This is a genomic window from Serratia sp. LACPHL-BACT-2024-00286 (genome assembly GCF_043109535.1).
GTDB classification, from domain to species: Bacteria; Pseudomonadota; Gammaproteobacteria; order Enterobacterales; family Enterobacteriaceae; genus Serratia; species Serratia sarumanii.
Genome location: NZ_JBICNA010000005.1, coordinates 85,188 through 109,678, shown reverse-complemented (window position 1 = coordinate 109,678; position 24,491 = coordinate 85,188). Strand labels below are relative to the sequence as shown.

The following is a 24,491-nucleotide window of genomic DNA, read 5'->3' as shown; positions in this document are numbered from 1 at the left end:
CAAGACGATTCATTATCCACATTTAAGTTGGGATGTGGATCACAAAATATCGTCGTTTATGCCAAGGTTATGTCATTTAGGTGACTAATTATTTTGCATCTATAGCTTAACGTTATATCTTGCGCCGATCAAATCCAGCAGTTTAACTTAAGTGTTTGCACCGATTTGGTGCGAGAATGGTCTAATAATTGTGCGATTTGACGGTTTTTCGTCTGATTAGGAATGTTTGAAGTATAGAGAGTACGGGAGATAAAACAGGAAAAATTGATGTGTTCACCGCTAAAAAATCACCTGGCCGGAGGATGGCCAGGCTGTTTGGTTTAGGGTACCGACGAACCGCCGAATTCCAGATAGATTTTCGCCAGGTTCTGGTACTGCGCGAAGCGGTTCTCGTCCATCGCCAGTTCCGCCTGACGGCGCTGCTCCTGAGCATTTAGCCAGTCGGTAATGGTGACGGCGCCCTGCCGGTAACGTACCTCGTTCAGCCGCTCCGATTTGCGCGCCAATGCCAGCGAGGCCTGCAGCTGCGTCTCTTGCGCCCGCAGCTGTGCGCGCAGCGACAGGACGTTATTCACATCGCCCATCGCCTTGTACAGCGCCTGCCTGAATTCCAGCACCTGCTGTTCGTAGTCGTTACGGGCGATCTTGATATCCACCCCCATTTGCCGCCATTGCAGGAACGGCAGCGTCAGGCTGGCACCGAGGCTGCCCGTCGGGTTGCGCAGGAACTCCAGCAGCGCGCTGCTGCTGGCGCCCAGCGAACCGGTCAGGCTGAACGCGGGATAGTACTGCAGACGTTTCTCGTCGACGTTGGCCAGGGCGGCGCGCAACCGCAGCTCTTTGGCGCTGAGATCCGGGCGCCGGCTCAAGACGCTGGCGGGAATGCCGGTGTTGATCTGCGGCATCGCCGTCGTCGGCAGGCGTGCGGGCGCTATGGTGGCCTGGCCTGAAGGCGCGCCCAGCAGCACCGCCTGTTCGTTCAACGCCTGTTGACGCTCGTGTTGCAGCGTCAGCAGCCGGCTTTCCTGCGTCAGCACGTTCTGTTCCGCGTTCACCACGTCCAGCGCCGAGATGCTGCCGGCCCGGTAGCGGGCGTTGGCCAGCCGCAGCGTCTGTTTGGCGTAGGCGATGCTCGCCTGGCTGACGCCGATCTGCTGATTGAGGAAGCCGATGCGCCAGTAATTCGTGGCGGCGTTGGCCAGCAGCGTCAGGCGCGCCGTCTGCAGATCCTGCGCGGAAGCCTGGCTGGCCCACTCGGCGGCATCGCGCTGGCGCGCCAGTTTGCCCCAAAGGTCGACTTCATAGCTCGTAGAGAGCGTCGCGCCGCTGGTTTTATTCCAGGCGGAGGACTCCGACAGCGGGCGATTGATGCCGCTGTTCAACGAGGCGTTGACGTCGGGGGCGGTGCTGATGCCGACGCGTTCCGCCTCGAGCCGCGCACGGTAGACGCGCAGCACGGCGACGGCCAGATCGTTGTTGCTGGCCATCACCTGTTGCAGCCAGCGATCGAGCTCGGGATCGTGGAAATCGCGCCAGTCGAACGGCGTCGGCGCGGCATTGTCGGCGGCGTGCTGCCAGCTCGTCGGATAGTTGACCTGCGGCGCCCGGTAGTCGCTTTTCAGGGCATTGCCGCAGCCGGCGGTGAGCAGGGCGGCGAGGCTTAACGCCAGGGGAGATAAAATTTTCATGGGTTACTCGCTGGCCAATGAAACGACCGGATCCATCCTTGCCGCTTTGCGGGCGGGGAGATAACCGAAGATCATGCCGATTAAGGTTGAACAGAAAAACGCCGTCGCGGCGGCTTGCCAGGAATAGATGGCGGTGAACATGCCGCCCGCCAGCGAGGTGAACAGCGACCCGGCGGCGAACGACAGCGCGATGCCCAATGCGCCGCCGATCAAACAGACCAGCACCGCCTCGATCATGAACTGTTGCATGATGTCGCCGCGCCTTGCGCCGACCGCCATGCGCACGCCGATCTCATGGGTGCGCTCGGTCACCGAGACCAGCATGATGTTCATCACGCCCAGGCTGCCGATCACCAGCGAGATCGAGGCCACCATCAGGATCAGCAAACTGAGCGTCATCGAGGTGCGCTCGATCGATTTACGGAACTGATCGCGGTTGAACGTCATGAAATCTTTTACGCCATGGCGCTGAGTCAGCAACTGCGTGATGGCGCTGACGGCGGCTTCGCTGGCGACGTCATCCTTCAAGCGCACGGTGATGCCGCTGAGCGTGGTTTTGCCGACCATACGGTACATCACCGTGCTGTAGGGCATCCAGACGCTGATGCGGTTGGGCGCGTAGCTGTGTTCGCTTTTGGCGACGCCGACCACCCGTGCCGGCACCGAGCCGAGAAACACGATCTGGCCGAGAGGCTCGACGCCGAAATCGCCGAACAGCGCCTGGCGCGCATTGTCGTCGATGATCACTTCCTGCAGCGCGTTGCGATCGTCGCGGAAGGTGGCGCCTTGCACCAGCGTGATGCCGTTGACGCGGAAATAGTCGCGGCCGACGCCGGTGATTGACGCGGTGGCGGATTTGCTGCGAAAACGGATGCTGTCGGACGCGCTGACTTCCGGGCTGACGCTGTCGACGAAGCTTTGCTGCGCCAGCGCGTCGGCATCGGCCGGCACCAGGGTGCGGATGCTGTCGATGGCGTCGTCGAAGAAGTCACGCCCCGGATAGATGCTCACCACGTTGGTGCCGAGCCCCTTGATATTCTCCAGCGTGCGCTGTTTGGCGCCTTCGCCCAGCGCCACCACCGTGACCACGGCGGCGATGCCGAAGATAATGCCGGTCATGGTCAACGCGGTGCGCAGGCGGTGGGCGTTCATCGCCTTCAGCGCCATGTGCAGCGACTCGCGGGTGCGGTCGATAAGACTTTGCCAGCCGCTTTGCCGGCTGCGGTTCGGCGGCGGCAGCACTGCGGAGGGCGCCGATTGGCGGCCGCTGTCAGCGATGATCTCGCCGTCCCGCAGCTCGATGACGCGCTGCGCATGCTGCGCCACTTTCATATCGTGGGTGACGATCACCACGGTGTGGCCGCGTTGGTTCAGCTCGCTGAGGATCGTCAGCACTTCCTGGCCGGATTGGGTGTCCAGCGCGCCGGTCGGTTCGTCCGCCAGGATAATTTCGCCGCCGTTGATCAGCGAGCGCGCGATGCTGACGCGCTGCTGCTGGCCGCCGGAAAGCTGGCCGGGCTTGTGGTCTTCGCGCCCCTCCAGGCCCAATCGCGCCAGCAGTTGCGCCGCTCGCTGCCGCCGCTGATCGCGCCGGGCGTTGGCGTAGATGGCCGGAATTTCAACGTTGCCCAGCGCGCTGAGATCGGGCATCAGGTGGTAACGCTGGAAGATAAAGCCGATATGCTCGCGGCGCAGGCGGGCCAGTTCGTCCGGCGACAGGTGGGCGGCGTTCTGGCCGCTGATGTAATAGTCGCCGCGATCCGGCACATCGAGGCAGCCCATGATGTTCATCAGCGTCGATTTGCCGGAACCGGAGGCGCCGATGATCGCCACCAGTTCGCCGGCGGCGATGGTCAAATCGATGTCTTTCAACACCGTCAGCGCCTGGCCGCCGTTGGTGTAGGTTCGGCTGATGCCTTTTAGCTCGATGATCGCGTTCACAGGAAGATGCCATCCTCAGCCGGCTTGGCGGCGGGCTGCGACAGCACCACGGTTTCACCGGCTTTCAGGCCGCTGAGGATCTGAATGTCGACGTTGTTGGTGATGCCGGTGGTCACTTTGCGCGTTTCCAGCCGCTGGTCTTGGGTCAGCACCTGCACCTGCTGCTCTTTGCCATCGATTTTATGCACTGCCTGGATCGGCACCAGCAGGGTGTGCTTCGCTTCGCCGAGCAGCAAGGACACCTGCGCGGTCATGGCGATGCGCAGGCGGTTTTCCGGGTTGGGCACGTCCAGCAGCGCGTTGTAATAGACCGACGCGTTCGAGGTGCCGGAACCGGAGGCGGAGCTGGTGCCGGCGAGCGAGTCGTCTTTCATTACCGATTCCGGTGCCAGTTCGATGGTGCGCAGCGTGGCGTCGTAGCGTTTATCCGGATCGGAAAAAATAGTGAAGTACGCCTTTTGCCCCGGTGAAATGCGGGTGATGTCGGCTTCGGAGATCTGCGCCTTGATGGTCATCATATCCAGCCGCGCCAGCTTGACGATGGTCGGCGCGCTTTGGCTGGAGTTGACCGTTTGCCCCTGCTGCGTAACCACGGCGATGACGATGCCGTCCATCGGCGCGACCACGCGGGTATAGCCCAGATCGATTTTTTTCTTGTCGACTTCAATCTGCGCCTGCACCAGGCGGGCATTGAGCGAAAGCTGCTCGGCGCGGGTGGTGGCGAGCGTGGCTTCGGCGGTTTCGAAGTCCTCCCGCGAGCTGGCTTCGTCGTTCAGCATGCGGCGCTGGCGTTTGAAACGCGACTCGGCCTGTTTCAGCTGCGCTTGTTTGGCCTGCAGTTCGGCCTTGATGACGTTCAGCGCCGCCTCGGCGTTGCGCAGATCGTTGCGCTGTTGCAGATCGTCGATGTCGGCGATCGGTTGTCCTTTGGTGACGCGATCGCCCAGTTTGACCTTCAGCGATTTCACTTCACCGGAGACCCGCGCCCCGACGTTAACGCGTTCGACGGCATCCAGTCGCCCGGTGGCCAGCACGGCGTTCTCGATATCGCCCAGGCGGGCCGTTGCGGTAACGTAATCCTGCTGCGGCGGGCGTTGCCAATAGAGGGCCAGCGCGATGGCGACGCAGATGAAAATGATGACGGCGATCAGCGTCAGACGACGGGGGGTGAGTTTCAGTGAAGTCATGCCCAGGTTTTCCATAACGATAAAAGCGGCGGTTCCAGTCTGCCATCATGGCAGCGCCAGCTTGAACTGGCGCTAAACGTGAGGCGCTTTCCCGCTGGAAAGGGGATAGTAAAGGCTTTCCCGATAAAGATCACGGCGAGTTATTATCCTTCGGGGTGCAACCGGCTGTGTGGCGCGTTATACTGGGTAAAAAACCAGTATTCATTCATCAGCAGGATAACGCCGCCGCCATGATGCCAAACCGCCTCGAGCCGGAACTCGACATTTACCAATACCCGGAGCACCTGCGCGCCTGTCTGGCGCCGTTGCCCAAGGGGCCGGGCGTCTATCTGTTCCACGGCGAGAGCGAAAGCCTGCCGCTTTACATCGGTAAAAGCGTCAACGTACGCAGCCGCGTAATGGCGCATTTTCGCGCGCAGGACGAGGCGAAAATGCTGCGCCAAACCCGGCGCATCAGCTTTATCGAGACCGCCGGCGAGTTGGGCGCATTGCTGCTGGAGGCGCAGTTGATCAAGCAGCAACAACCGTTGTTCAACAAACGCCTGCGGCGATCGAAACAGCTGTGTGCGCTGCGTCTACAGGCGGACACGGTGACGATTGCCCACGCCAAAGAGATCGATTTCGCCGTCACTCCCCACCTCTACGGGCTGTTTGCCAATCGCCATGCCGCGCTGGAAAAATTGCGCGCCATCGCCGACGAGCATCGTTTATGTTATGGCAAGCTGGGGATCGACAAGCTGCCCGCGGGGCGAGCCTGCTTCCGCTACAGCCTGCGCAAGTGCGCCGGCGCTTGCTGCGGCGTGGAGTCGGCGCAGGAACATGCGCGGCGGCTCAGCGCGGCGCTTGAACAGCTGCGCATCGCCTGTTGGCCATTCGCCGGGCGCGTGGCGTTGGAAGAACAGGGCGAGACGCTGCGTCAGTACCATGTGATTCACAATTGGTTTTATCTGGGCTCGGTCAGCAGCCTGGCGCAGGCGCAGCGGCTGCAGAGTGCGGCCAGCCATTTTGACAGCGATGGCTACAAGATTTTGTGCAAGCCGCTCATGGCCGGCGATTATCGGATTATTGAGCTGCCGTAATGCCATAACGCTGTCGATAGCCTAAGACTTATCTGTAAATTCAGCGCATTATGCTAAAAAAGCTTGAGTCCATAATGTTGTTATGGATAATGGCGCCCCGAAGCGAAGGAACGCGCTATTAACTCAGTTGGCAGAGTGATTGGTTTTATAATGGCTTGTTTTGGCTTGAAAATTGATAGACGCGGGTTCGAGTCCTGCATAGCGCGCCAGCTTTCTTCCCTTCATCTCACCGCGCTTACCGTAAAGCGCACCCGGGTTGATTTGCACTATCGGCTCCTCGTTGGGATTTTCGGGTGTGCTTTACCGTAACCGCTGGCTTTCCTTCCTCTTTCTCTTTCGATCCTTTGCTAAACTGTAATCAGGCAGGCTTGCTGCCCGGCAACAGGAGGTCGATATGTCTCACTCCGAGCAACTGCAGGAACTCTTGCAACGCGTCGCCGCCCTCGAGGCGAGAGAGAAAGCGCTGAGCGCCGCGTCCAACGCTTATCAGGCGATTATCACCACCATGTTGGGCAATATGGAAAAGACCGAACGCGATCGGATCATCGCGATGATCGATCAGGCCCATGAAATCGCCTACGCCCGCGCCATTCAACGCAGCAACGAACCGCAAAAGCAGAAAATCAAACAGGCCGACGATGTGGCCCAGCGCATGTTCATGTTTGCGCAAGGCAAGGCCGCCCAACCGCGCTGAAGCCGAACTATAACAGTTGCAGCCATTAAGTTGGCTAACTGATCTACCTGGCGAAACTGTACTTGTGTTACTTTTAGCGGTGAGATTTGATGGCAATGCTGTTTCCAGCATAAGGTTGTAACGATGGACGCGATTAAAAGCATCTTGGTTAAAGAGATTGAACAGATCAATCGGCGCGAAGGGCGTGACGGCAAGCCGCGCTTCAACAGCGAATTCGCTCGCACTCACCGCTATCTGTGCCTTGCCATGTTCGCCGGTTATTTCGCGGTGATCGCCGTGATGTACCAGGTGCCGTACATGGGGATATATGCTTTCCTGGGCTTCACCGCTTTTGTGCTGTTCATGTTCGCCATGCTGCTGATCGAGATCCGGCCGGTATACCGCTTCGAGGACATCGGGGTGCTCGATCTGCGGGTTTGCTACAACGGCGAGTGGTACTTTACCCGCGCGCTGTCGCCCTATGCGGTGCAGCAACTGCTGGAGGAGCCGTCCATCGGCGCCGCGCTGAAACAGAAGATGCGCGTGATCATCGGCAACAAGGGCGAAATCGACTTCTACGACGTGTACGACATGGCGTACGGAAAAAAGCCGCAGGATGAGCAGCCGCAGCTGGCGGCGGCAAACTGAAAGGTTTCCGGCCGGCGGCTTGTCGATTATACTCAGCGTTTGAACGAGAAGCAGAATGAGGATCAAGCGATGAGTGATGATATTTTCGATTTTGATATCGATGCCGAACTGGCGAAAGCCGAAGAAAAAGCGGCGCAGAAGGTAAAAGAGGTCCCTGAGTTCCTCGAAGACGAAGCGGACTGCGAAGGTTGCAAGATCTGATCGCCTGCCCCATAAAAAAAACCGCCGCGGCGGTTTTTTTTTATGTCTGAGCGTCGTGGGGTGTCAATCCAGCACGAATCCCCAGATCAGCAACGTCGCCACCAGAATCAGGCAAAGCGCGGACACCGTCACCAGTATTTTCCCCAGAATGTCTTTTTCTTGTTCCTGCTGCGTCACGTTGAAATTATCCAATTAAAAGTCTATGGACCAAACCGGCGATGCTGAGATCGAGCGCCGCTACGCCCAGCGCCATAAGCATCATTACCGAAAGAAATCGAGTCTTGCCGTTCACGTCCTTAATCCCTGTGGACGCCGCTGTTAAGTTTTTATATCAAAGGGATATAATTCAGCGACGCCCTATTTCATGCATCATGATAGTGATTAAGAACGTTCTTAAGGCCAGAAGTTCCCTCGTCTGATAGTGCAGCCGGTGCGGCAGCGTCAGTCGGTTACGATCCGCACGCCTATCTTGCTGACTTGATTGCCGTCCATTTCGGCGATGGTCCAAGTCAGGCCGTCCCATTCCACCTGGTCGCCGATCACCGGTTCGCCGCCGATCAGCTGAATGACGAACTGGCCGAGCGTCTGCTGCTCGTCCACGTCGTCTTGCAGATTGAGGCCATAAAGCTGCGAGATGTCGCTTAAACGGGCATCGGACTGCAGGATAAAGTCGCCGAAGAAGCGCTCGTCGAGCGTCACGGCCGGCGCCTGGCTGAACAGTTTGCCGAGGATGGGCAGGTCGTGCTCATGGCCGATAACGCACAGAATATCGTTCTCCCGCAGGCGGGTACTGCCGCTTGGGTGCAGCAGTTCTTTGCCGCGGAACAGGGCGGCGATGCGGGTATTGGGTGGCATCTTCAGCTCTCGCAGCGCCGCGCCGACGCACCAGTTTTCCGCCGAAAGCTGATACACGAACTGTTCCCACTGGTTTTCCGGATGTACGTCCAGCCCAACGCGGGAGATCGGCGTCAGCGCCGGCGGCACGATCACCTTGGCTTTTTTGGCGGCAAACGACAGCGTGGTGCCTTGCAGCAGCAGGGAGACTAGCACCACGAAGAACGCCACGTTGAAAAACAGCTGGGCGTTGGGCAGCCCGGCCATCATCGGGAACACCGCCAGGATCACCGGCACCGCACCGCGCAGGCCGACCCAGGAAATAAAGCCGCGCTCGCGCAGGGTAAAGCTGCGAAACGGCAGCAGGCCGATAAACACCGACAGCGGACGGGCGAACAGGATCATCCACAGCGACAGCAGCAGGGCAGGGATGGCGATCGGCAGCAGCTCGTGCGGGTTGAGCAGCAGGCCAAGCACCAGGAACATGCCGATCTGGCTGAGCCACGCCAGGCCGTCGAAGGTTTGTACGATGCCGTGCCGGTTGCGGATCGGCCGGTTGCCCAGCAGCAGGCCGCACAGATACACCGCCAGAATGCCGCTGCCGTCCAGCGCGGTGGTCAGCGCAAAAATAAGAATGCCGCCGCTCACCGCCAGCAGCGGATAGAGGCCGTCCGCCAGTTTGATGTGGTTGATCAGCGTCAGCAGCAGCCAGCCGCCGCCCAGACCGAAGACGATGCCCATACCGAACTGCTGCATCAGATGCAGCGGGAAGGCCCAGCTCAGCGCGGTTTCCCCGGCGGCGATCATCGCAATCAGCGTGATGGTGAGAAACACCGCCATCGGATCGTTGCTGCCGGATTCGATCTCCAGCGTGGCGCTGACGCGTTCGTTCAAACCTTTGCCCCCCAAGAGGGAGAATACCGCGGCGGCGTCGGTGGAACCGATAATGGCGCCGATCAGCAGCCCCTGCAGCAGATCGAGATTGAACAGCCAGGCGGCGGCCATGCCGGTCAGACCGGCGGTGATCACCACGCCGATGGTGGCGAGAGACAGCGCCGGCCACAGGGCGACGCGGAAAGAGCTGACCCGGGTACGCATGCCGCCGTCGAGCAGGATCACCGCCAACGCGAGGTTGCTGACCAGATAAGCGACGGGGTAATTGCTGAAGACGATGCCGCCGGGGCCATCGACGCCGGCCAACATGCCGATCGCCAGGAAGATCACCAGGATCGGAATGCCAAGCCGGGAAGAAAATGAGCTGAGCAGAATGCTTGCCCCCACCAGCACGGCACCGATGACGAACAAACTGTTAATGGTGCTGGCATCCAAAATATCGCTCTCCTGAGGCTGGGGGATAGGGGGCACTGCGAGTGTGTCGATGATAACGTGTTTAGTGGGTAAAACGCCAAGGCTGATTGCGAAAACAACCGATCAATTATTGCCCTTTGGTGTGATTAAACGAAGAAAGTGAGGAGAAGAGGGAGATTCCTGCCTTTTATCCAACATTATCAGGCTGCTGTATTTCTGCTTCGGCAACAATGTTCGATCGTGGCTGAGGGAAAAACCATTAAGCCCGCGCAGGCAGGCTTAATGGTTTGCAGGCGCGGTAGGATTAATGATCGAGCGATTCCAGCGCCCGTTTGATCAGCTCGGAGGCCAGCTTGCTTTCCGCTTCGGAAATGCCGTCGAGATTGAAGTTGGAGAGCTCAGCGACCAGAATGCTGCGTTCTTTGCCGCTGATTGAGGCGTCCAGCGCGGACAGCAACCTGCCGAGGATCTTCAGCAGGGTGGCGTTTTCCGCTATGGCTTCCTGAGCCGGGGTGTTCTTGTCGGTCATTCAAAATCCTCTCTGTCGTGACGGAAGGGAGATGCAGCTAACGCCATCGAATGAATTAAACGATCGCGCAGCCCTTCGGGGGTGTTGAGCCCAATCACTACCGTAAGGCAGGGATCCGGATTTCTACTTATGCATTGCAGTTATAACGGCTAGGTTATCTATGCAGCCGTATCACTTTGCCCTAACGGGCGACGTCAGGCTGAGCAATGTGTGCTCTGCATGGCAAGATAGATGGCGCAACCGCGAGGTTGCGCCATCAAGTATAGCGTCGGGAGGAAAATGTGAAGGCGGCGGAACCGCCCTCAGGAGATTTTTTCTTTTCGCAGACGGTTATTGAAGCGAGGACGATCCAAGAGAAAAGTAAGGTGCAGACGCTGTATCAGCGCATAGGCGATAACAGGGGCGATCAGCCCGAATAGCGTGCCGGCGATCGCTTGTGTTGGCCAATGGTCGATATGCATAAATTTGGTCAGTATGATGCGTAAGCCGCTGGCCGCGAGGATATGCATCAAATAGATGACCATGCTCAATTCGCCGAGTCGTCTCAGCCAGGAAAGATTCGTCTTGGCCAGCAGAACCGACAGGCTGACGATCAAGAAGATGGCTTCAACCGCCAGTAACAGGGAGAAACTTCCGGTATCGGTATACAGCAAGCCAGAATAGCCGTGGAATCCCCACTGCAGCGCGATGAACGCGATCAAGGAGGCCAGCAGCGAACCGAAACCCAGATTGGCGATGAGGGAAGCGTAGCGAATGGCAAAAGCGCCAAGCAGGAAGAAGATCAAGAATCGGGTAATGTAATCAAAATGGAAGGCTTTGGTTAGGCTGTCTTGGTAGAGATACAGCCCCGCGCTGATAACGATCAATACCGGCAGGAGATAACGGTATTTTTCTTTGCTGTACAGCAAGGTGGCCAAAACAAAGACCATGAACAAGGCGTACAGGAACCAAAACTGCGCGCGTGGATGCGTAAACAGCGACAGGACATCGCCCAGGCTGGAAGGGTTATTGGTATAGCGCGACAACAGTACTTCCACCATGCCTTGCAGTAGCGACCAGACAACATAGGGATAAACGATGGTGTCTATCTTGCTGATCACAAAGCTGGTTTTTCCCTTTTTATCCAAGGATTGCGTAAAAAACAGACCGGAAAGGAAGAAAAACAGCGGCATATGAAAACTGTAGATAATGCTGTCCGTCAGTAGATAGGATGAACCGGAAAGCTGAATGCCCGCGCTGTATAGACCCCGATTGACGTGGCCAAAAACCACGAGAATGATGCCGATTCCCTTGGCATAATCGACCCATGCTTCTCTCATATGTGTACCTAGCCCAGAAGTAACGCAACTGATTTATAAGTATGAATATGAGCGTAACAGGCAGTTGCCGTTTTGCAATGTATCCCGGGGATTAGGAATAATATTAGGAAAATGCTCAGGGCAGCTACCGCCGCGCCGAGGTAGTGAGGCGTATTATCATTGATGAGGTTAATTTCTGGATGAAAAATCATCACCCAGAAATGGGGTGGGAAGCCTAACGCGGCTTGCCGGAGAACAGGAAGCGCAGCAGCGGAACGCGTTTGTGCAGTTCATATAACGCGAAGGCCAGCGAGAACACAAACAGCAGGCCCAGCAAGAATCCCAACAGGTTGTTGCCGATATAAGGCGTCACGAAAGCGCCATATATCAGGGTCAACGGATGGTGCACCAGATATATAAACAGCGAGGCGTTGACCAGATAGGTGATGCGCGGCGAGTGATAATTCAGCAGGTTATGCCCGAAAGAGAACGCCACGTTGGTCATCAGGATCCCCATTAGGGTTTTGATCACCACTTCCAGCTCGAACATATAGCTGCTGTGCGCCAGCAGCTTTTGGTTCAGCATATATGCGATAAACAGCAGCAGCGAACCGAGCAGCGCCAGCGGTGAGCGGCGCAGAAAAATCTCCTTAAGCCACACATACTTAAACGCATAAGCGCCGAGGATGAAGAACGGCAGGTAGAACATCGTCTCCATCACCACGAAATTGAACAGGCCGTTGGATAATAGTTGCGGTGCAAAAATTAAAATAATGCGGTGCGCGGCCGAATAGCATATCGCATAAATAAAGAAATACAGTGAGATGTTTCCTAATCCACGCATTCTGTTTATTAATGCAGGAATATGTTCACGGGGTTGACGCTTGATGTTGCGGAACAGATAAAAGCAGGCGCAGGTTAACAATGACAGGGTCAATAAGAACCAAAGATGAGACACCAATTCCCAAACTGTTACATTTATTTTCTGATAGAGAGAAAACTCATCCCAGCCGTTTAATTTATCGGTGAAATATTTCAGCATGAAAAACTGCGGCACCGTGATTAGCGGGATGGAACTCAACAGCGGGATCGCCACCCGCTCCAGCCTGACCTTCAGCCACTGGTGGCGCTCGTAGCGCTCGTAAAGCATGTAGGAGAAGTAGCCGGAGATCACGAAGAACACCTGCATGCGGAAGGCGTGGATGAAGTCGTTCAGCACCGTGAGCGAGAAAGAGGGCGACGGGCTGTTCACCGCCCAGGCGTGGCTGGAATAGATCAGGGAGAGGTGAAACGGGATGCCGAGCAACATCAAATAGGCTCTGATGGAGTCGAGAAAAAACTCGCGCTGTTTGCTGCCTTTAGTCATAGATTACCGCTGGTGATTTAATCGAGTGTTCATTAACACGCTTAATAAGTCGTCAAACGTTAAATTGTTATCCGGAACCCTACTATAGCCCCCCGCATTTTTCCATAGCGTCTTGTTGCGCGGCTTGCTACGCTGGTGTTCCATCAGCTGCTTAAACAATGAGCCGTAAACATGAACCATCCATTTATCATGTTGTCGGAAAGCTGAGTAATCCATTAATATGGATTTAAATGATTTGAGCACACGAATAGGGGGGGATGTGCTAGTTAATATATTATCCGGACAACCACGCGCCGCGAGCGTTCGTTGGTTAGGTGCTACCGTATTGTTCACGCTGTTCAGTTCGCCGGCATGGGCCTTTTCTATTGATGATGTGGCCAAGCAGGCGCAGGATCTGGCGGCAAAAGGTTTCGAAGCCCCGAAGAGCAACCTTCCTTCTCAGTTCCGCGAGATGAAGTTCGCAGACTATCAGCAGATTCAGTTCAATCACGATAAAGCCTATTGGAGCAAGCTGAAAACCCCTTTCAAGCTTGAGTTTTATCATCAGGGGATGTATTTCGACACGCCGGTGAAAATCAACGAAGTCACCTCCACCAGCGTAAAACAGATCAAGTACAGCCCGGATTACTTCAACTTCGGTTCGGTCAAACACGACCCTGAATCGGTGAAAAATCTCGGTTTTGCCGGCTTTAAGGTGCTCTACCCGGTCAACAGCGCCGACAAAAACGATGAGATCATGAGCCTGCTTGGCGCGAGCTATTTCCGCGTGGTGGGTAAAGGGCAGGTTTACGGGCTTTCCGCTCGCGGCCTGGCCATCGATACCGCTTTGCCGTCCGGCGAAGAGTTCCCGCGTTTCCGCGAATTCTGGGTTGAGCGTCCGAAGCAGGGCGACAAGCACCTGGTGATCTATGCGCTGCTGGATTCCCCGCGCGCCACCGGCGCTTACCGTTTCACGGTGATCCCGGGCCGCGACACCACTGTGGACGTCGAGTCCAAAGTGTTCCTGCGCGACAAGGTGGGCAAACTGGGCCTGGCGCCGCTGACCAGCATGTTCCTGTTCGGGCCGAACCAGCCGTCGCCGACGTTGAACTATCGTCCGGCGTTGCACGACTCCAACGGCCTGTCTATCCATGCCGGCAACGGCGAGTGGATCTGGCGCCCGCTGAACAATCCTAAACACCTGTCCGTCAGCACCTATACCGTCGAGAATCCGAAAGGCTTCGGTCTGCTGCAGCGCGGCCGCAACTTCAAAGAATATGAAGATCTGGACGATCGTTACGATCTGCGCCCGAGCGCCTGGATCGAACCGAAGGGCGACTGGGGCAAAGGCAAGGTTGAGCTGGTGGAGATCCCGACGGCGGATGAAACCAACGACAACATCGTCGCGTTCTGGACGCCGGATACGCTGCCGGAAGCCAAAAAGCCGCTGACGCTGAGCTACCGCCTGAACTTCACCCGCGATGAAGACAAACTGCATTCGCAGGACATCGCCTATGTGGCCCGCACCATGCGTTCGACCGGTGACGTGAAGCAGTCCAACCTGATTCGCGAGCCAGACGGCAGCGTGGCCTTCCTGGTCGACTTCGTCGGCCCGGTGCTGAAAGGGCTGGACGCCAATACCCCGGTCGCCTCTCAGATCAGCATCGGCGACAACGGTGAAATGGTGGAAAACAACGTGCGCTATAACCCAGTGACCAAAGGCTGGCGCCTGACGGTGCGTCTGAAAGTGAAAGACGACAAGAAGCCGGTAGAAATGCGCGCGGCGCTGGTCAATGGCGATAAGACTCTGTCGGAAACCTGGAGCTATCAGCTACCTGCCAATGAATAAGCCTACTCAACCCGCCCAGGATTATCTTGCGGCGCTGCCTCTGACCGCCGAGCGGTCGGAGGCGCTCAACCCTCAAACGGCGGATGACGCTCAGGCACTGGAGGCGCTCCATCGGCAGATGGGCGCCGCCGACGCCAACGTCAATAGCCTGTCGGCGGATGACGTGGCGCTGGCCTCGGTCAAACCGCGTATCGAAAACGCCTGGCCGGATGCGGTCAGCGATGACGACTTCGATACCGACGCCGAAGGGCGCGCGATTCTGAAGGCGACGCCGCCGATCAAACGAACCACCATGTTCCCGGAAGCCTGGCGCACCAACCCGGTGGCGCGCTTCTGGGATTCTCTGCTGGGGCGTTCGCCGCACAACCGGCACGCCACCAAAGAGGAGGCCGAGGCCGAGAACCGCTGGCGTACCGTCGGCTCCATGCGCCGTTATGTGCTGCTGGTGCTGATGCTGGTGCAAACCGGCATCGCCACCTGGTACATGAAAACCATCTTGCCTTATCAGGGCTGGGCGCTGATCGATCCTATCGCCATGCTGGATCAGGATCTGATGCAGTCGGTGCTGCAACTGCTGCCATATGTGCTGCAAACCGGCATTCTGATCCTGTTCGCCGTACTGTTCTGCTGGGTCTCGGCCGGTTTCTGGACCGCGCTGATGGGCTTCCTGCAGCTGCTGATCGGCAAGGACAAATACAGCATTTCCTCCACCATCAAGGGCGATGAGCCGATCAACCCGGCGCACCGCACCGCGCTGATCATGCCGATCTGCAACGAAGACGTCGAACGCGTGTTCGCCGGCCTGCGTGCGACCTATGAGTCCGTCGCCGCGACCGGTCAGCTGGAACACTTCGATATCTACGTCTTGAGCGACAGCTACGATCCGGACATCTGCGTGGCGGAGCAAAAGGCGTGGATGGAGCTGTGCCGCGATGTCGACGGCCACGGCCGCATCTTCTATCGCCGTCGCCGCCGCCGCGTCAAACGCAAGAGCGGCAACATCGACGACTTCTGCCGTCGTTGGGGCGGTGAGTACAGCTACATGGTGATCCTGGACGCCGACAGCGTGATGAGCGGCGAATGCCTCACCGGGCTGGTGCGTCTGATGGAAGCCAACCCGAACGCCGGCATCATCCAGTCCGCGCCGAAGGCGTCCGGCATGGATACCCTGTATGCGCGCGTGCAGCAGTTCGCTACCCGCGTTTACGGGCCGCTGTTTACCGCCGGCCTGCATTTCTGGCAGTTGGGCGAGTCGCACTACTGGGGCCATAACGCCATCATCCGCGTGAAGCCGTTTATTGAGCACTGTGCGCTGGCGCCGCTGCCGGGCGAGGGCTCCTTCGCCGGTTCAATCTTGTCGCATGACTTCGTTGAAGCGGCACTGATGCGCCGCGCTGGCTGGGGCGTGTGGATCGCTTACGATCTGCCGGGCAGTTACGAAGAGCTGCCGCCAAACCTGCTGGACGAGCTGAAACGCGACCGTCGCTGGTGCCACGGCAACCTGATGAACTTCCGCCTGTTCCTGGTGAAGGGCATGCACCCGGTGCACCGCGCGGTGTTCCTCACCGGCGTGATGTCCTACCTGTCGGCGCCGCTGTGGTTCATGTTCCTGGCGCTCTCCACCGCGTTGCAGGTGGTGCACACCCTGATGGAACCGCAATACTTCCTGCAGCCGCGGCAGTTGTTCCCGGTCTGGCCGCAGTGGCGGCCCGAGCTGGCGATAGCGCTGTTCTCCACCACGCTGGTGCTGTTGTTCCTGCCGAAGCTGCTCAGCATCGTGCTGATCTGGGCCAAGGGCGCGAAAGAGTACGGCGGGGCGTTCCGGCTGTTCATTTCGATGCTGATGGAAATGCTGTTCTCGGTGCTGCTGGCACCGGTGCGCATGCTGTTCCATACCGTGTTCGTGGTGAGCGCCTTCCTCGGTTGGGAAGTGGTGTGGAATTCGCCGCAGCGTGACGACGACGATACGCCGTGGGGCGAAGCCTTCCGCCGCCATGGCTCGCAGATGTTGCTGGGCCTGGTGTGGGCCGGCGGCATGGCGTGGTTGGATCTGCGCTTCCTGTGGTGGTTGGCGCCGATCGTGTTCTCGCTGATCCTGTCGCCGTTCGTGTCGGTGCTGTCGAGCCGCGCGACGCTGGGCATGAAGAGCAAACGCGCCAAGCTGTTCCTGATCCCGGAAGAGTACAACCCGCCGCGTGAGCTGTTGGCGACGGAAGAATACCTGCATCTCAACCGCAATCGCGCGCTGACCAACGGCTTTATGCATGCGGTGGTCAACCCGTCCTTCAACGCGCTGGCGACGGCGTTGGCGACGGCGCGTCACCATCTGCGCGCGACGCTCGATCGCAACCGCGAGGAGCGGGTGAACGAAGCGCTGCAGCTGGGGCCGGAGAAGCTGGCGAAGGGCAAACGTCTGGAGCTGCTGAGCGATCCGGTCACGCTGGCTCGTTTGCACCAGCGCGTCTGGCTGTTGCCGGAAGGCGCCGCCTGGCGTGAGCACTATCAGCAGTTGCCGCACAACCCGCTGGCGCACCCAACGGGCCGGCGTTAATCGCTGAACGGCAACGCCCAGACGGGGAATGTGCATGGCGCATTCCCCGTTTTTTTTACCTTTTGCTTACGTGCGCCGGTGCCGGCGGAGAAAGGGAACTGTGGTAGACTGCGGCCGATGCGTTGTTCACTCGCGAAACAACCCCCTTGCTCAGAGTCAATGTTGTGAATCTCTCTTCCTATCTTCGGCTGGCCTGCGTGGCGGCCGGCGTGATGGCCCTGACCGGCTGCGGCAGCATTATCAGCCGCACCGTGCCCGGCGCGGGGCATGGCCACCAGTACTATCCCGGCGTGCAGTGGGATCTGCGCGATACGCCCTGGCGCTACGTCACGGTGATAGACGTGCCGCTGTCGATGGTGGTGGACACCTTTATGCTGCCGTTCGATGCGCAGCACGGCCCCTATGAATAAACCCGCTCAGCGGGTGGCGAACACCACCAGCTGATAGCCTTTCTGCCCGCAATGGAAAGGCGCCAGCGCCGTCATGCCCAGCCCTTGCACGTGAGCGGCCAACGAATGCGGATTGTCGTCGTCGATAAACAGCGCGCCCACGTCGTAGTCATGGCTGGTATGCGCTTTGACCGCGGCGTAAAGGCGCTTCAGCACGCCTTTGCCGCGCCAGGCGGCGGCGAGGCATACCGGGCCGTAGAGAAACACCCGCAGTTCATTCAGCGCGCGTCCGGCGAAGGATTGCGTGGCGAGCGTCGCCAGCATCGCGTCCACCACCGGCGGGCGCGGTTGCACGTTGGCGGGCATCAGGCAAACAAAGCCCGCCAGTTGGTTTTCCTGTTCAGCCACTAGTATGCCGATGCCGCGGTTGATCGCCGCCAGCTGCGCCTCATTCATGCGCGATACGATAAATCCCTGCCGTTTTTGGCGCTCGTCGAGCGCTTCCGGCACGTTTTCCCCCTGCAGCTGCAAAATGGCGGGGTAGTCGGTGGGGCGAGCCCGGCGAATATTCATGCTGCCTCCTTGGCGATGAGTGTGTAGTGCGGGTTAACGTTCATCCCATTCATCGGCCGCGGCCTGGCCTTCTTCGGTATCCAGCGGCGGCTCGAGCTGGAAGTCGCCTTCTTCCCATTCGTACAGGGTGTTTTCATCTATCCACTCGGCGGTGATCTCCACCTCGTCGTAGTCACCGTCGAAGATCGCCTGCGCCGCCGCACCGCTGCGCAGCGGCAGGCATTCCACCGCTTCGCCTTCTTCCTCGAAGAACTCGGCCTGCCACATCGTGTCGCCATCCTGCATCACGTACTTTTGCAGATTGAACTGCTGCGGCACCGGCGGTTCGTCATCGCCGCCGCCTTCGGCGGTGTCGATAAACTCTTCGCGTGCGGCCTCGATGGCTTCTTCCAGGGTTGCATACAGGCTCATGTTCGCCTCCGTTGACAATGAGAGTAGAGCGCCCGGCGGCACTGCCGGTGCGGTGGGGGAAACGTCAAACCTAATTGTTGTCTCACTGGCGCAGGATGCAAATTTTTTTGTTGTCCGCATTGCGACGATGGTTGTCCGCAAAGCGGGAGAAGAGGCGGCGAGGGCGGGAAATAATGGCGTCATCGTTCATTCAGGCGTCAGGAGAAGCCCATGTTAATCGACCCTTCAAGCAAATATCGACCGTTCCCGCCGGTGGCGTTGCCGGACCGCCAATGGCCTGCGCGTACGCTGCGGCAGGCGCCGCGCTGGTGCTCCAGCGATCTGCGCGACGGCAACCAGGCGCTGGCGGAACCGATGGATAACGCGCGCAAGCGCGAGTTCTATCAATTGCTGTTGCAGTGTGGTTTTAAAGAAATTGAAGTGGCTTTTCCTTCGGCGTCGCAAACGGATTTCGATTTTGTGCGCACGCTGATTGACGAGCAGCTGATCCCGGACGACGTCACGATTCAGGTGCTGACGCAGTCGCGCGACGATCTGATCGACCGCACCTTCGAGGCGCTGCAGGGGGCGCCACGGGCTATCGTGCATCTGTACAACGCCACGGCGCCGATGTTTCGCGACATCGTGTTCCGCCAGGATAAGGCCGCCACCGTGGCGCTGGCGGTGAACGGCGCGCGGCGCATTCGCCGGCAGTGCGAGGCACAGCCCGATACCGCCTGGTGCTTCGAGTATTCGCCGGAAACCTTCTGTTTTACTGAATTGAAGTTCGCGCTGGAGATCTGCGAAGCGGTGGCGGCGGTGTGGCAACCGGGGCCGCAGCGGCCGATGATCATCAATCTGCCGGCGACGGTGGAAGTGAGCACGCCCAACGTGTATGCCGATCAGATTGAATGGTTCTGTCGCCACTTCAGCCGCCGCGCCGATGTAACGATCAGCGTGCATCCGCATAACGATCGCGGCACCGGCGTGGCCTGCGCGGAGCTGGCGCTGTTGGCCGGCGCCGATCGGGTCGAAGGCTGCCTGTTCGGCAACGGAGAGCGCACCGGCAATGTCGATCTGGTTACGCTGGCGTTGAATCTCTATACCCAGGGCGTGGCGCCGGGCCTGGACTTCAGCCGCCTGAAGCAGGTGGTGGAGGTGGTGGAGCTGTGCAATCAGCTGCCGGTGCACCCTCGCCATCCTTATGCCGGCGAGTTGGTGTTTACCGCCTTCTCCGGTTCGCATCAGGATGCGATTAAAAAAGGCTTCGCCGCCCAGCGCCAGCGCCAGGATGGCTGGTGGCAGGTGCCTTACCTGCCGCTCGATCCCGCCGATGTCGGCTGCAGCTATGAGGCGGTGATCCGGGTCAACAGCCAGTCCGGCAAAAGCGGGGCCGCCTGGCTGTTGGAACAAAATCACGGGCTGGCGTTGCCGCGCGGTTTGCAGATTGATTTCAGCCAGGTGGTGCAGCGCGCGACCGACGGCAGCGGCAAGGAAATGAGCGGCGCGCAGCTGTGGCGCTTATTCCGCGACACCTATGGGCTGGTGGAGCAACCGCGCTTGCAGCTGCTGAGCTACCAGACGGAAAGCCACGGCGTAGAGGCCTACAGCTTCAATGCGCGGATTGCCTGTGAGGGAGAGCCGCTGCGGCTGCAGGGCGCCGGCAATGGCCTGCTTTCCAGCGCGGTGGATGCGCTGCGCCAGCGCTTCGGCTTGCCGCTGGCGATCGAGGATTACCACGAGCATACGCTGGGGCACCAGAGCGACAGCCGGGCGGTGGCCTATATTCGCTGCTCGTTGCCGCAGGGTGAGGCGACCTACGGCGTTGGCATCGACGTCGACTCCGCCAGCGCCTCGCTGCAGGCGCTGCTCAACGTCGCCGGGCGCTATCTGGCGTCAACGTCGGCGCGGCCGGGCTGAAATAGTCGCTGGGCGCGACCCCCAGCACTCGACGAAACATGGCGCTGAACGCGCTGGGGCTGTCATAGCCGAGATCCAGCGCCACTTCCAACACCGAGCGGCCGGTCGCCAGCGCGTTCAGCGCCGCCAGCAAACGGGCGCGTCGCACCCAATCGCTAAAATGCAGCCCGGTTTCGCGCTGGAAGCGCCGCGACAGGGTGCGTCCGCTGACGCTGAGATGAGCGGCCGCCTGTTTCAGCGTCCAGGGCTGCGCCAGCGTAGCCTGGATATGGCGGCACAGGGCGAGCAGCGATGCCTCACGCGGTTCAGGCAGGTGCAGCGGCAGGATCGGCAGCATCCGCAACTCATCCAGAATCAGTTCCATGACGCGTTCATCGCGTCCGCCGCTCGGGTAATCGGGCGCAATCTCCATCGCACAGATAATCAACTCGCGCAGCAGCGGAGAAACCTGCACCACCTGGCATTGGGCCGGCAGATCGGCGCGCGCCAGCGGATCGACGAACAGCGTCCTGGCCGCCACCTGGCCGGTAATGCGCAGACTGTGCACCACCTTAGCCGGCACCCAGACGCCGCGGCCGGGCGGCACCACCCAACTGCCGAGCCGGGTCGTGACCTGCACCACGCCGCTCAGGCTGTGAATCAGCTGCGCGCAGTGATGGTAGTGATCCGGCTCGCTGTCGCCGTGGCGATAATCCTTGGCCAACGGCCGGACAGGCTGGTCGGGCGGCAGAACGTCGTGAAACAACAGCATCGTAAGCAGGCTCCGCGCGGCAAAAGGGGGAAGACAGCATGCCATGCGGCGCTGTTTCACACCAGTCTGTGGCGCGGTACGGCGAAATAGTTTATAAAATAATATTATATGATTTTATAAATTGATGGAGGAGCAATGGATATTGACGCGATGCGCAAGGCGGCGGCGCAGGCTGGCGCGATGCTGCGCACCTTGGGCAACGAAGATCGGCTGCTGCTGCTGTGCCGGCTCAGCCAAGGCGAGATGGCGGTGAGCGAGCTGGCGCAGGCGCTGGATATCCGCCAGCCGACGCTGTCCCAGCAGCTTGGCGTGCTGCGCGAGGAGGGATTGGTCTCCACCCGACGCGCCGGCAAGCAGATTTACTATGCGGTGGCCGACGCCAAAGCGCTGGCGCTGCTCCATACCCTGTATCAACTCTATTGCCCACAGCCGGAGAACCGCGATGACCATTGACTGGCAACACTTCACGCCGTATTCCGCGCTGGCGGGAGGAGCCATTATCGGCGCAGCGGTGGCGCTGCTGCTGCTGTTCAACGGCCGGATCGCCGGCATCAGCGGCATTACCGGCGGTTTATTGAGCGCGGGTGGCCGCGAGCGGGGCTGGCGCGCCGCATTTCTTGGCGGGTTGCTGATTTCCCCCTGGCTGTATGCTGCCGCAGCGGCTTTGCCGTCTGCTGAGATCGCGGCCGGCAGCGGCGGGCTGGCGGTAGCAGGGCTGTTGGTGGGGGTGGGGACTCGATTGGGCAGCGGTTGCACCAGCGGGCACGGCGTGTGCGGCGTCGCGCGGCTGGCACCGCGTTCGCTGGCCGCCACGGCGGTGTTTATGCTGCTGGGTTTTACGACCGTGTGGCTGATGCGCCACCTGCTGGGAGGGTGAGATGTTTAAATCCCTGTTGGCGCTGCTGAGCGGCGTGATTTTCGGTCTGGGGCTGATCGTCGCCGGCATGGCCAATCCGGCCAAAGTGTTGGCGTTTCTCGACGTTACCGGCCAGTGGGATCCTTCGCTGGCGCTGGTGATGGTTGGGGCGATCGCGGTGGCGGCGCCGGCCTTCTTGTGGGCGCGGCGACGCGAGCGGAGCCTGTTGGGCGAACCGCTGCAGATCCCGGCCGCCGGGCGTGCGGATTGCCGTTTGCTGGTGGGCAGCGCGCTGTTCGGCATCGGTTGGGGCATTGCGGGCATTTGCCCTGGCCCGGCCTGGGTATTGGCGGGGGCGGAAATACAACGGGTATGGCCGTTCCTGCTGGCGATGCTGGCGGGCATGGCGCTGTATGAGATTATCATGAGGTGGAGGTATTCATGTCGATAGCCAACGCGGTGTTGCGCATTGCGCGCCCGACCGATCGGTTGCAAGAGATTGCCGCGCTGTATTGTCGCGGGCTGGGGTTCGAAAAGCTGGGCGAGTTTGTCGATCATCAGGGCTTTGACGGCATTATGATCGGGCATCCGCAGCATGCCTACCATCTGGAGTTCACGCAGCATCGCGGGGTGCGGGTCGGGCAGGCGCCGACGCAGGATCATCTGCTGGTGTTTTATCTGCCGGATGAGAACGCGTGGCGAGCCGCATGCGAGCGGATGCGGGCGGCGGGATTCCTGGCTGTCACCGCCTATAACCCCTATTGGGATAGGGCGGGGCAAACCTTTGAAGATCCTGACGGCTACCGGGTGGTCCTGCAACATCAGGCCTGGCAAGGATAAAAAAAACCGGCGCCTTGAGCGCCGGTTTGCGAGATAAAAACGGGGTATCCGTCAGGCGCTGGTCGCCGGTTTCTGCGCGCTCTTGGTCTGGGTATTTTCCAGCATGCGGCGAATCGGCACGATCAGCACGATAAGCACGGCGGCGCAGATCAGCAGCGCGACTGAGCAGCGAGCGAACAGATCCGGCAGCATATCCAGTTGGTCGGCCTTGACGTGACCGCCGATCAGACCGGCCGCCAGGTTGCCCAGCGCGCTGGCGCAGAACCACAGCCCCATCATTTGCCCGCGCATTCTCTCCGGCGCCAGCAGCGTCATGGTGGCCAGGCCGATCGGGCTCAGGCACAGCTCACCCAGCGTCAGCATCAGGATACTGCCCACCAGCCACATCGGCGATACGCCGGCGCCGCCGTTGCTCAGCACATTCTGCGCGGCCAGCATCATCAGGCCGAAACCGCCGGCGGCGCACAGGATACCGATCACGAACTTGGTAATGCTGCTCGGGCGCACGTTATTGCGCGCCAGTGCAGGCCAGGCCCAGCTGAACACCGGCGCCAGCAGGATGATGAACAGGGCGTTGATCGACTGGAACCACACCGCCGGGATCTCGAAGCCGCCGACCATGCGATTGGTGTAATCGTTGGCGAACAGGTTGAACGAGGTCGGTTTCTGTTCAAACGCCGACCAGAAGAACGCGGCGGAGATCAGCAGGATAAAGCACACCAGCAGGCGAGCGCGCTCTTTGCGGCTCAGGCCGGCAAAGGCGAACAGATAGATGAAATACAGGGTGACCGACGCGGCGATCACGTACACCAGCACGCTGGCTACTTCGACCGGGTTGATGACGATGGTGCCCTGAGCGATCAGCACGATGACCGCAGCCAGGCCTACCGCCAATGCCAGCAGCCAGGCGCCGACGCCTTTTTTCTTCGCGACCGGGCTGTTCCAGGTGGAATCCAGGCCCACTTCGCGGTCATAGCGTTTCATCGCCGGGACGGCGAACACGCGGAAGATCACCAGCGCCACCAGCATCCCGATACCGCCGATGCCGAAGCCCCAGTGCCAGCCGTGTGACTTGATCAGCCAGCCGGAGATCAACGGGGCGATGAACGAACCGATGTTGATGCCCATGTAGAACAGCGAGAAACCGCCGTCGCGGCGCGCATCGCCTTTCTTGTACAGCGTGCCGACCATCACCGAGATACAGGTCTTGAACAGGCCGGAACCGAGCACGATGAACATCAGGCCGATGAAGAACAGGTTGGTGCCCATCACCGCGGACAGGGCGATCGACAGGTGGCCGAGGGCGATCAGAATCGAACCGTACCAAACGGCCTTGCGTTGGCCGAGCCAGTTGTCCGCCAGCCAGCCGCCCGGCAGCGCCGCCAGGTACATGCTGCCGGCGAAGATGCCGACGATCGCCGACGCGTTCTCGCGCGCCAGACCCAGACCGCCGTCGTATACGGTGGCGGCCATAAACAGGATCAGCAGCGGACGGATGCCGTAGAACGAAAAGCGCTCCCACATTTCGGTGAAGAACAGAGAACCCAGCGGATAGGGATGGCCGAAGAAGGTCCGGCTTTCTGACTTATTGACAGAGGATTGCATAACGATTTCCCAATAAAAAGGCGCTGCATGGCTGCA

24 protein-coding genes and 1 tRNA gene are annotated in these 24,491 nt (G+C 59.6%); 13 read left to right on the top strand and 12 right to left on the bottom strand.

The genetic code is table 11. From position 1 onward, the window contains the following. Window positions 1-320 precede the first annotated feature (320 nt). Genes ACF8MC_RS16195 through ACF8MC_RS16185 form a run of 3 tightly spaced genes read right to left on the bottom strand, consistent with a single transcriptional unit; the run spans window position 321 to window position 4,807 of the window. Entirely contained in the window at window positions 321-1,688 is a 1,368-nt protein-coding gene (locus tag ACF8MC_RS16195; protein ID WP_164104783.1) for a TolC family protein, read from the bottom strand. Between the two features lie 3 nt (window positions 1,689-1,691). Beyond that, a complete protein-coding gene (locus ACF8MC_RS16190) occupies window positions 1,692-3,629 on the bottom strand; it encodes a MacB family efflux pump subunit (protein ID WP_164104784.1) in 1,938 nt (645 codons plus the stop codon). Next, on the bottom strand, window positions 3,626-4,807 hold the full coding sequence (locus ACF8MC_RS16185) for an efflux RND transporter periplasmic adaptor subunit (protein ID WP_060418754.1): 1,182 nt from the start codon (window positions 4,805-4,807) through the stop codon (window positions 3,626-3,628). Before ACF8MC_RS16185 ends, ACF8MC_RS16190 begins: the two co-directional genes overlap by 4 nt. 239 nt (window positions 4,808-5,046) lie before the next feature. On the opposite strand from ACF8MC_RS16185, the gene cho reads away from it, so the two are divergent. The 5 genes from cho (at window position 5,047) to ACF8MC_RS16160 (ending at window position 7,417) form a co-directional block, all read left to right on the top strand. Next, window positions 5,047-5,895, top strand: a complete 849-nt coding sequence (gene cho, locus ACF8MC_RS16180) for an excinuclease Cho (RefSeq protein ID WP_033647447.1) — start codon at window positions 5,047-5,049, stop codon at window positions 5,893-5,895. Between the two features lie 112 nt (window positions 5,896-6,007). Next, a tRNA-OTHER gene (locus ACF8MC_RS16175) sits at window positions 6,008-6,104 on the top strand. Between the two features lie 185 nt (window positions 6,105-6,289). Next, a complete protein-coding gene (locus ACF8MC_RS16170; RefSeq protein ID WP_016928230.1) occupies window positions 6,290-6,589 on the top strand; it encodes a sigma-S stabilization anti-adapter protein IraP in 300 nt (99 codons plus the stop codon). A gap of 123 nt (window positions 6,590-6,712) precedes the next feature. After that, on the top strand, window positions 6,713-7,216 hold the full coding sequence (locus ACF8MC_RS16165; RefSeq protein ID WP_033638009.1) for a YlaC family protein: 504 nt from the start codon (window positions 6,713-6,715) through the stop codon (window positions 7,214-7,216). A gap of 69 nt (window positions 7,217-7,285) precedes the next feature. Next, window positions 7,286-7,417: a hypothetical protein gene (locus ACF8MC_RS16160; protein ID WP_015377413.1), complete on the top strand. Its 132-nt coding sequence runs from the start codon at window positions 7,286-7,288 to the stop codon at window positions 7,415-7,417. A 63-nt stretch (window positions 7,418-7,480) separates the two neighbouring features. Here ACF8MC_RS16160 and ACF8MC_RS16155 read toward each other — a convergent pair whose 3' ends face one another. From ACF8MC_RS16155 to mdoC, 5 genes are all read right to left on the bottom strand, one after another. After that, the gene (locus tag ACF8MC_RS16155; RefSeq protein ID WP_033638010.1) at window positions 7,481-7,609 is read right to left on the bottom strand and encodes a hypothetical protein; all 129 of its coding nucleotides are present in this window, start codon (window positions 7,607-7,609) and stop codon (window positions 7,481-7,483) included. Between the two features lie 249 nt (window positions 7,610-7,858). Continuing rightward, window positions 7,859-9,580 carry a potassium/proton antiporter gene (locus ACF8MC_RS16150; RefSeq protein WP_033638011.1) on the bottom strand — a complete coding sequence of 574 codons (1,722 nt, stop codon included), beginning with the start codon at window positions 9,578-9,580 and terminating at the stop codon, window positions 7,859-7,861. A gap of 283 nt (window positions 9,581-9,863) precedes the next feature. Continuing rightward, on the bottom strand, window positions 9,864-10,088 hold the full coding sequence (locus ACF8MC_RS16145; protein WP_033638012.1) for a hypothetical protein: 225 nt from the start codon (window positions 10,086-10,088) through the stop codon (window positions 9,864-9,866). Window positions 10,089-10,390: 302 nt separating this feature from the next. Continuing rightward, complete coding sequence (locus ACF8MC_RS16140) at window positions 10,391-11,407, bottom strand: acyltransferase (RefSeq protein ID WP_033638013.1); 1,017 nt, start codon at window positions 11,405-11,407, stop codon at window positions 10,391-10,393. 214 nt (window positions 11,408-11,621) lie between these two features. Further along, entirely contained in the window at window positions 11,622-12,752 is a 1,131-nt protein-coding gene (mdoC, locus tag ACF8MC_RS16135; RefSeq protein ID WP_033638014.1) for a glucans biosynthesis protein MdoC, read from the bottom strand. 259 nt (window positions 12,753-13,011) lie between these two features. Between mdoC and mdoG the strand changes: the two genes are divergently transcribed. The 3 genes from mdoG (at window position 13,012) to ACF8MC_RS16120 (ending at window position 17,541) form a co-directional block, all read left to right on the top strand. Continuing rightward, window positions 13,012-14,580 (top strand): glucans biosynthesis protein MdoG, encoded by a 1,569-nt coding sequence (mdoG, locus tag ACF8MC_RS16130; RefSeq protein ID WP_170310366.1) that lies wholly within the window; start codon window positions 13,012-13,014, stop codon window positions 14,578-14,580. After that, the gene (mdoH, locus tag ACF8MC_RS16125; RefSeq protein ID WP_033638017.1) at window positions 14,573-17,131 is read left to right on the top strand and encodes a glucans biosynthesis glucosyltransferase MdoH; all 2,559 of its coding nucleotides are present in this window, start codon (window positions 14,573-14,575) and stop codon (window positions 17,129-17,131) included. Before mdoG ends, mdoH begins: the two co-directional genes overlap by 8 nt. A gap of 164 nt (window positions 17,132-17,295) precedes the next feature. After that, window positions 17,296-17,541 (top strand): YceK/YidQ family lipoprotein, encoded by a 246-nt coding sequence (locus ACF8MC_RS16120; protein WP_033638018.1) that lies wholly within the window; start codon window positions 17,296-17,298, stop codon window positions 17,539-17,541. Window positions 17,542-17,547: 6 nt separating this feature from the next. Here ACF8MC_RS16120 and ACF8MC_RS16115 read toward each other — a convergent pair whose 3' ends face one another. Together ACF8MC_RS16115 and ACF8MC_RS16110 are read right to left on the bottom strand one after the other, a co-directional pair. Beyond that, on the bottom strand, window positions 17,548-18,093 hold the full coding sequence (locus ACF8MC_RS16115; protein ID WP_033654142.1) for a GNAT family N-acetyltransferase: 546 nt from the start codon (window positions 18,091-18,093) through the stop codon (window positions 17,548-17,550). A 33-nt stretch (window positions 18,094-18,126) separates the two neighbouring features. After that, entirely contained in the window at window positions 18,127-18,504 is a 378-nt protein-coding gene (locus ACF8MC_RS16110) for a MysB family protein (RefSeq protein ID WP_033638020.1), read from the bottom strand. A gap of 210 nt (window positions 18,505-18,714) precedes the next feature. On the opposite strand from ACF8MC_RS16110, the gene leuA reads away from it, so the two are divergent. Then, entirely contained in the window at window positions 18,715-20,403 is a 1,689-nt protein-coding gene (leuA, locus tag ACF8MC_RS16105; RefSeq protein WP_164104785.1) for a 2-isopropylmalate synthase, read from the top strand. Here leuA and ACF8MC_RS16100 read toward each other — a convergent pair. Then, window positions 20,354-21,154, bottom strand: coding sequence for a helix-turn-helix transcriptional regulator (locus ACF8MC_RS16100; RefSeq protein ID WP_164104786.1), 801 nt, complete (start codon window positions 21,152-21,154; stop codon window positions 20,354-20,356). The genes leuA and ACF8MC_RS16100 overlap by 50 nt on opposite strands. Window positions 21,155-21,289: 135 nt before the next feature. Here ACF8MC_RS16100 and ACF8MC_RS16095 point away from each other — a divergent pair, with 135 nt between their 5' ends. From ACF8MC_RS16095 to ACF8MC_RS16080, 4 genes are read left to right on the top strand one after another with little or no spacing between them, the layout of a single operon-like run. Further along, window positions 21,290-21,607 carry a helix-turn-helix transcriptional regulator gene (locus tag ACF8MC_RS16095; protein WP_033638023.1) on the top strand — a complete coding sequence of 106 codons (318 nt, stop codon included), beginning with the start codon at window positions 21,290-21,292 and terminating at the stop codon, window positions 21,605-21,607. Continuing rightward, entirely contained in the window at window positions 21,597-22,031 is a 435-nt protein-coding gene (locus tag ACF8MC_RS16090) for a YeeE/YedE family protein (RefSeq protein WP_033638024.1), read from the top strand. The genes ACF8MC_RS16095 and ACF8MC_RS16090 overlap by 11 nt, the downstream gene beginning before the upstream one ends. Before the next feature lies 1 nt (window position 22,032). Then, window positions 22,033-22,461 carry a YeeE/YedE family protein gene (locus ACF8MC_RS16085; protein WP_060428481.1) on the top strand — a complete coding sequence of 143 codons (429 nt, stop codon included), beginning with the start codon at window positions 22,033-22,035 and terminating at the stop codon, window positions 22,459-22,461. Next, complete coding sequence (locus ACF8MC_RS16080; protein ID WP_164104787.1) at window positions 22,452-22,850, top strand: VOC family protein; 399 nt, start codon at window positions 22,452-22,454, stop codon at window positions 22,848-22,850. The genes ACF8MC_RS16085 and ACF8MC_RS16080 overlap by 10 nt, the downstream gene beginning before the upstream one ends. Before the next feature lie 51 nt (window positions 22,851-22,901). Here the strand turns inward: ACF8MC_RS16080 and ACF8MC_RS16075 are convergent, their stop codons facing one another. Next, entirely contained in the window at window positions 22,902-24,455 is a 1,554-nt protein-coding gene (locus tag ACF8MC_RS16075; RefSeq protein WP_033638027.1) for a peptide MFS transporter, read from the bottom strand. Window positions 24,456-24,491: the final 36 nt, after the last annotated feature.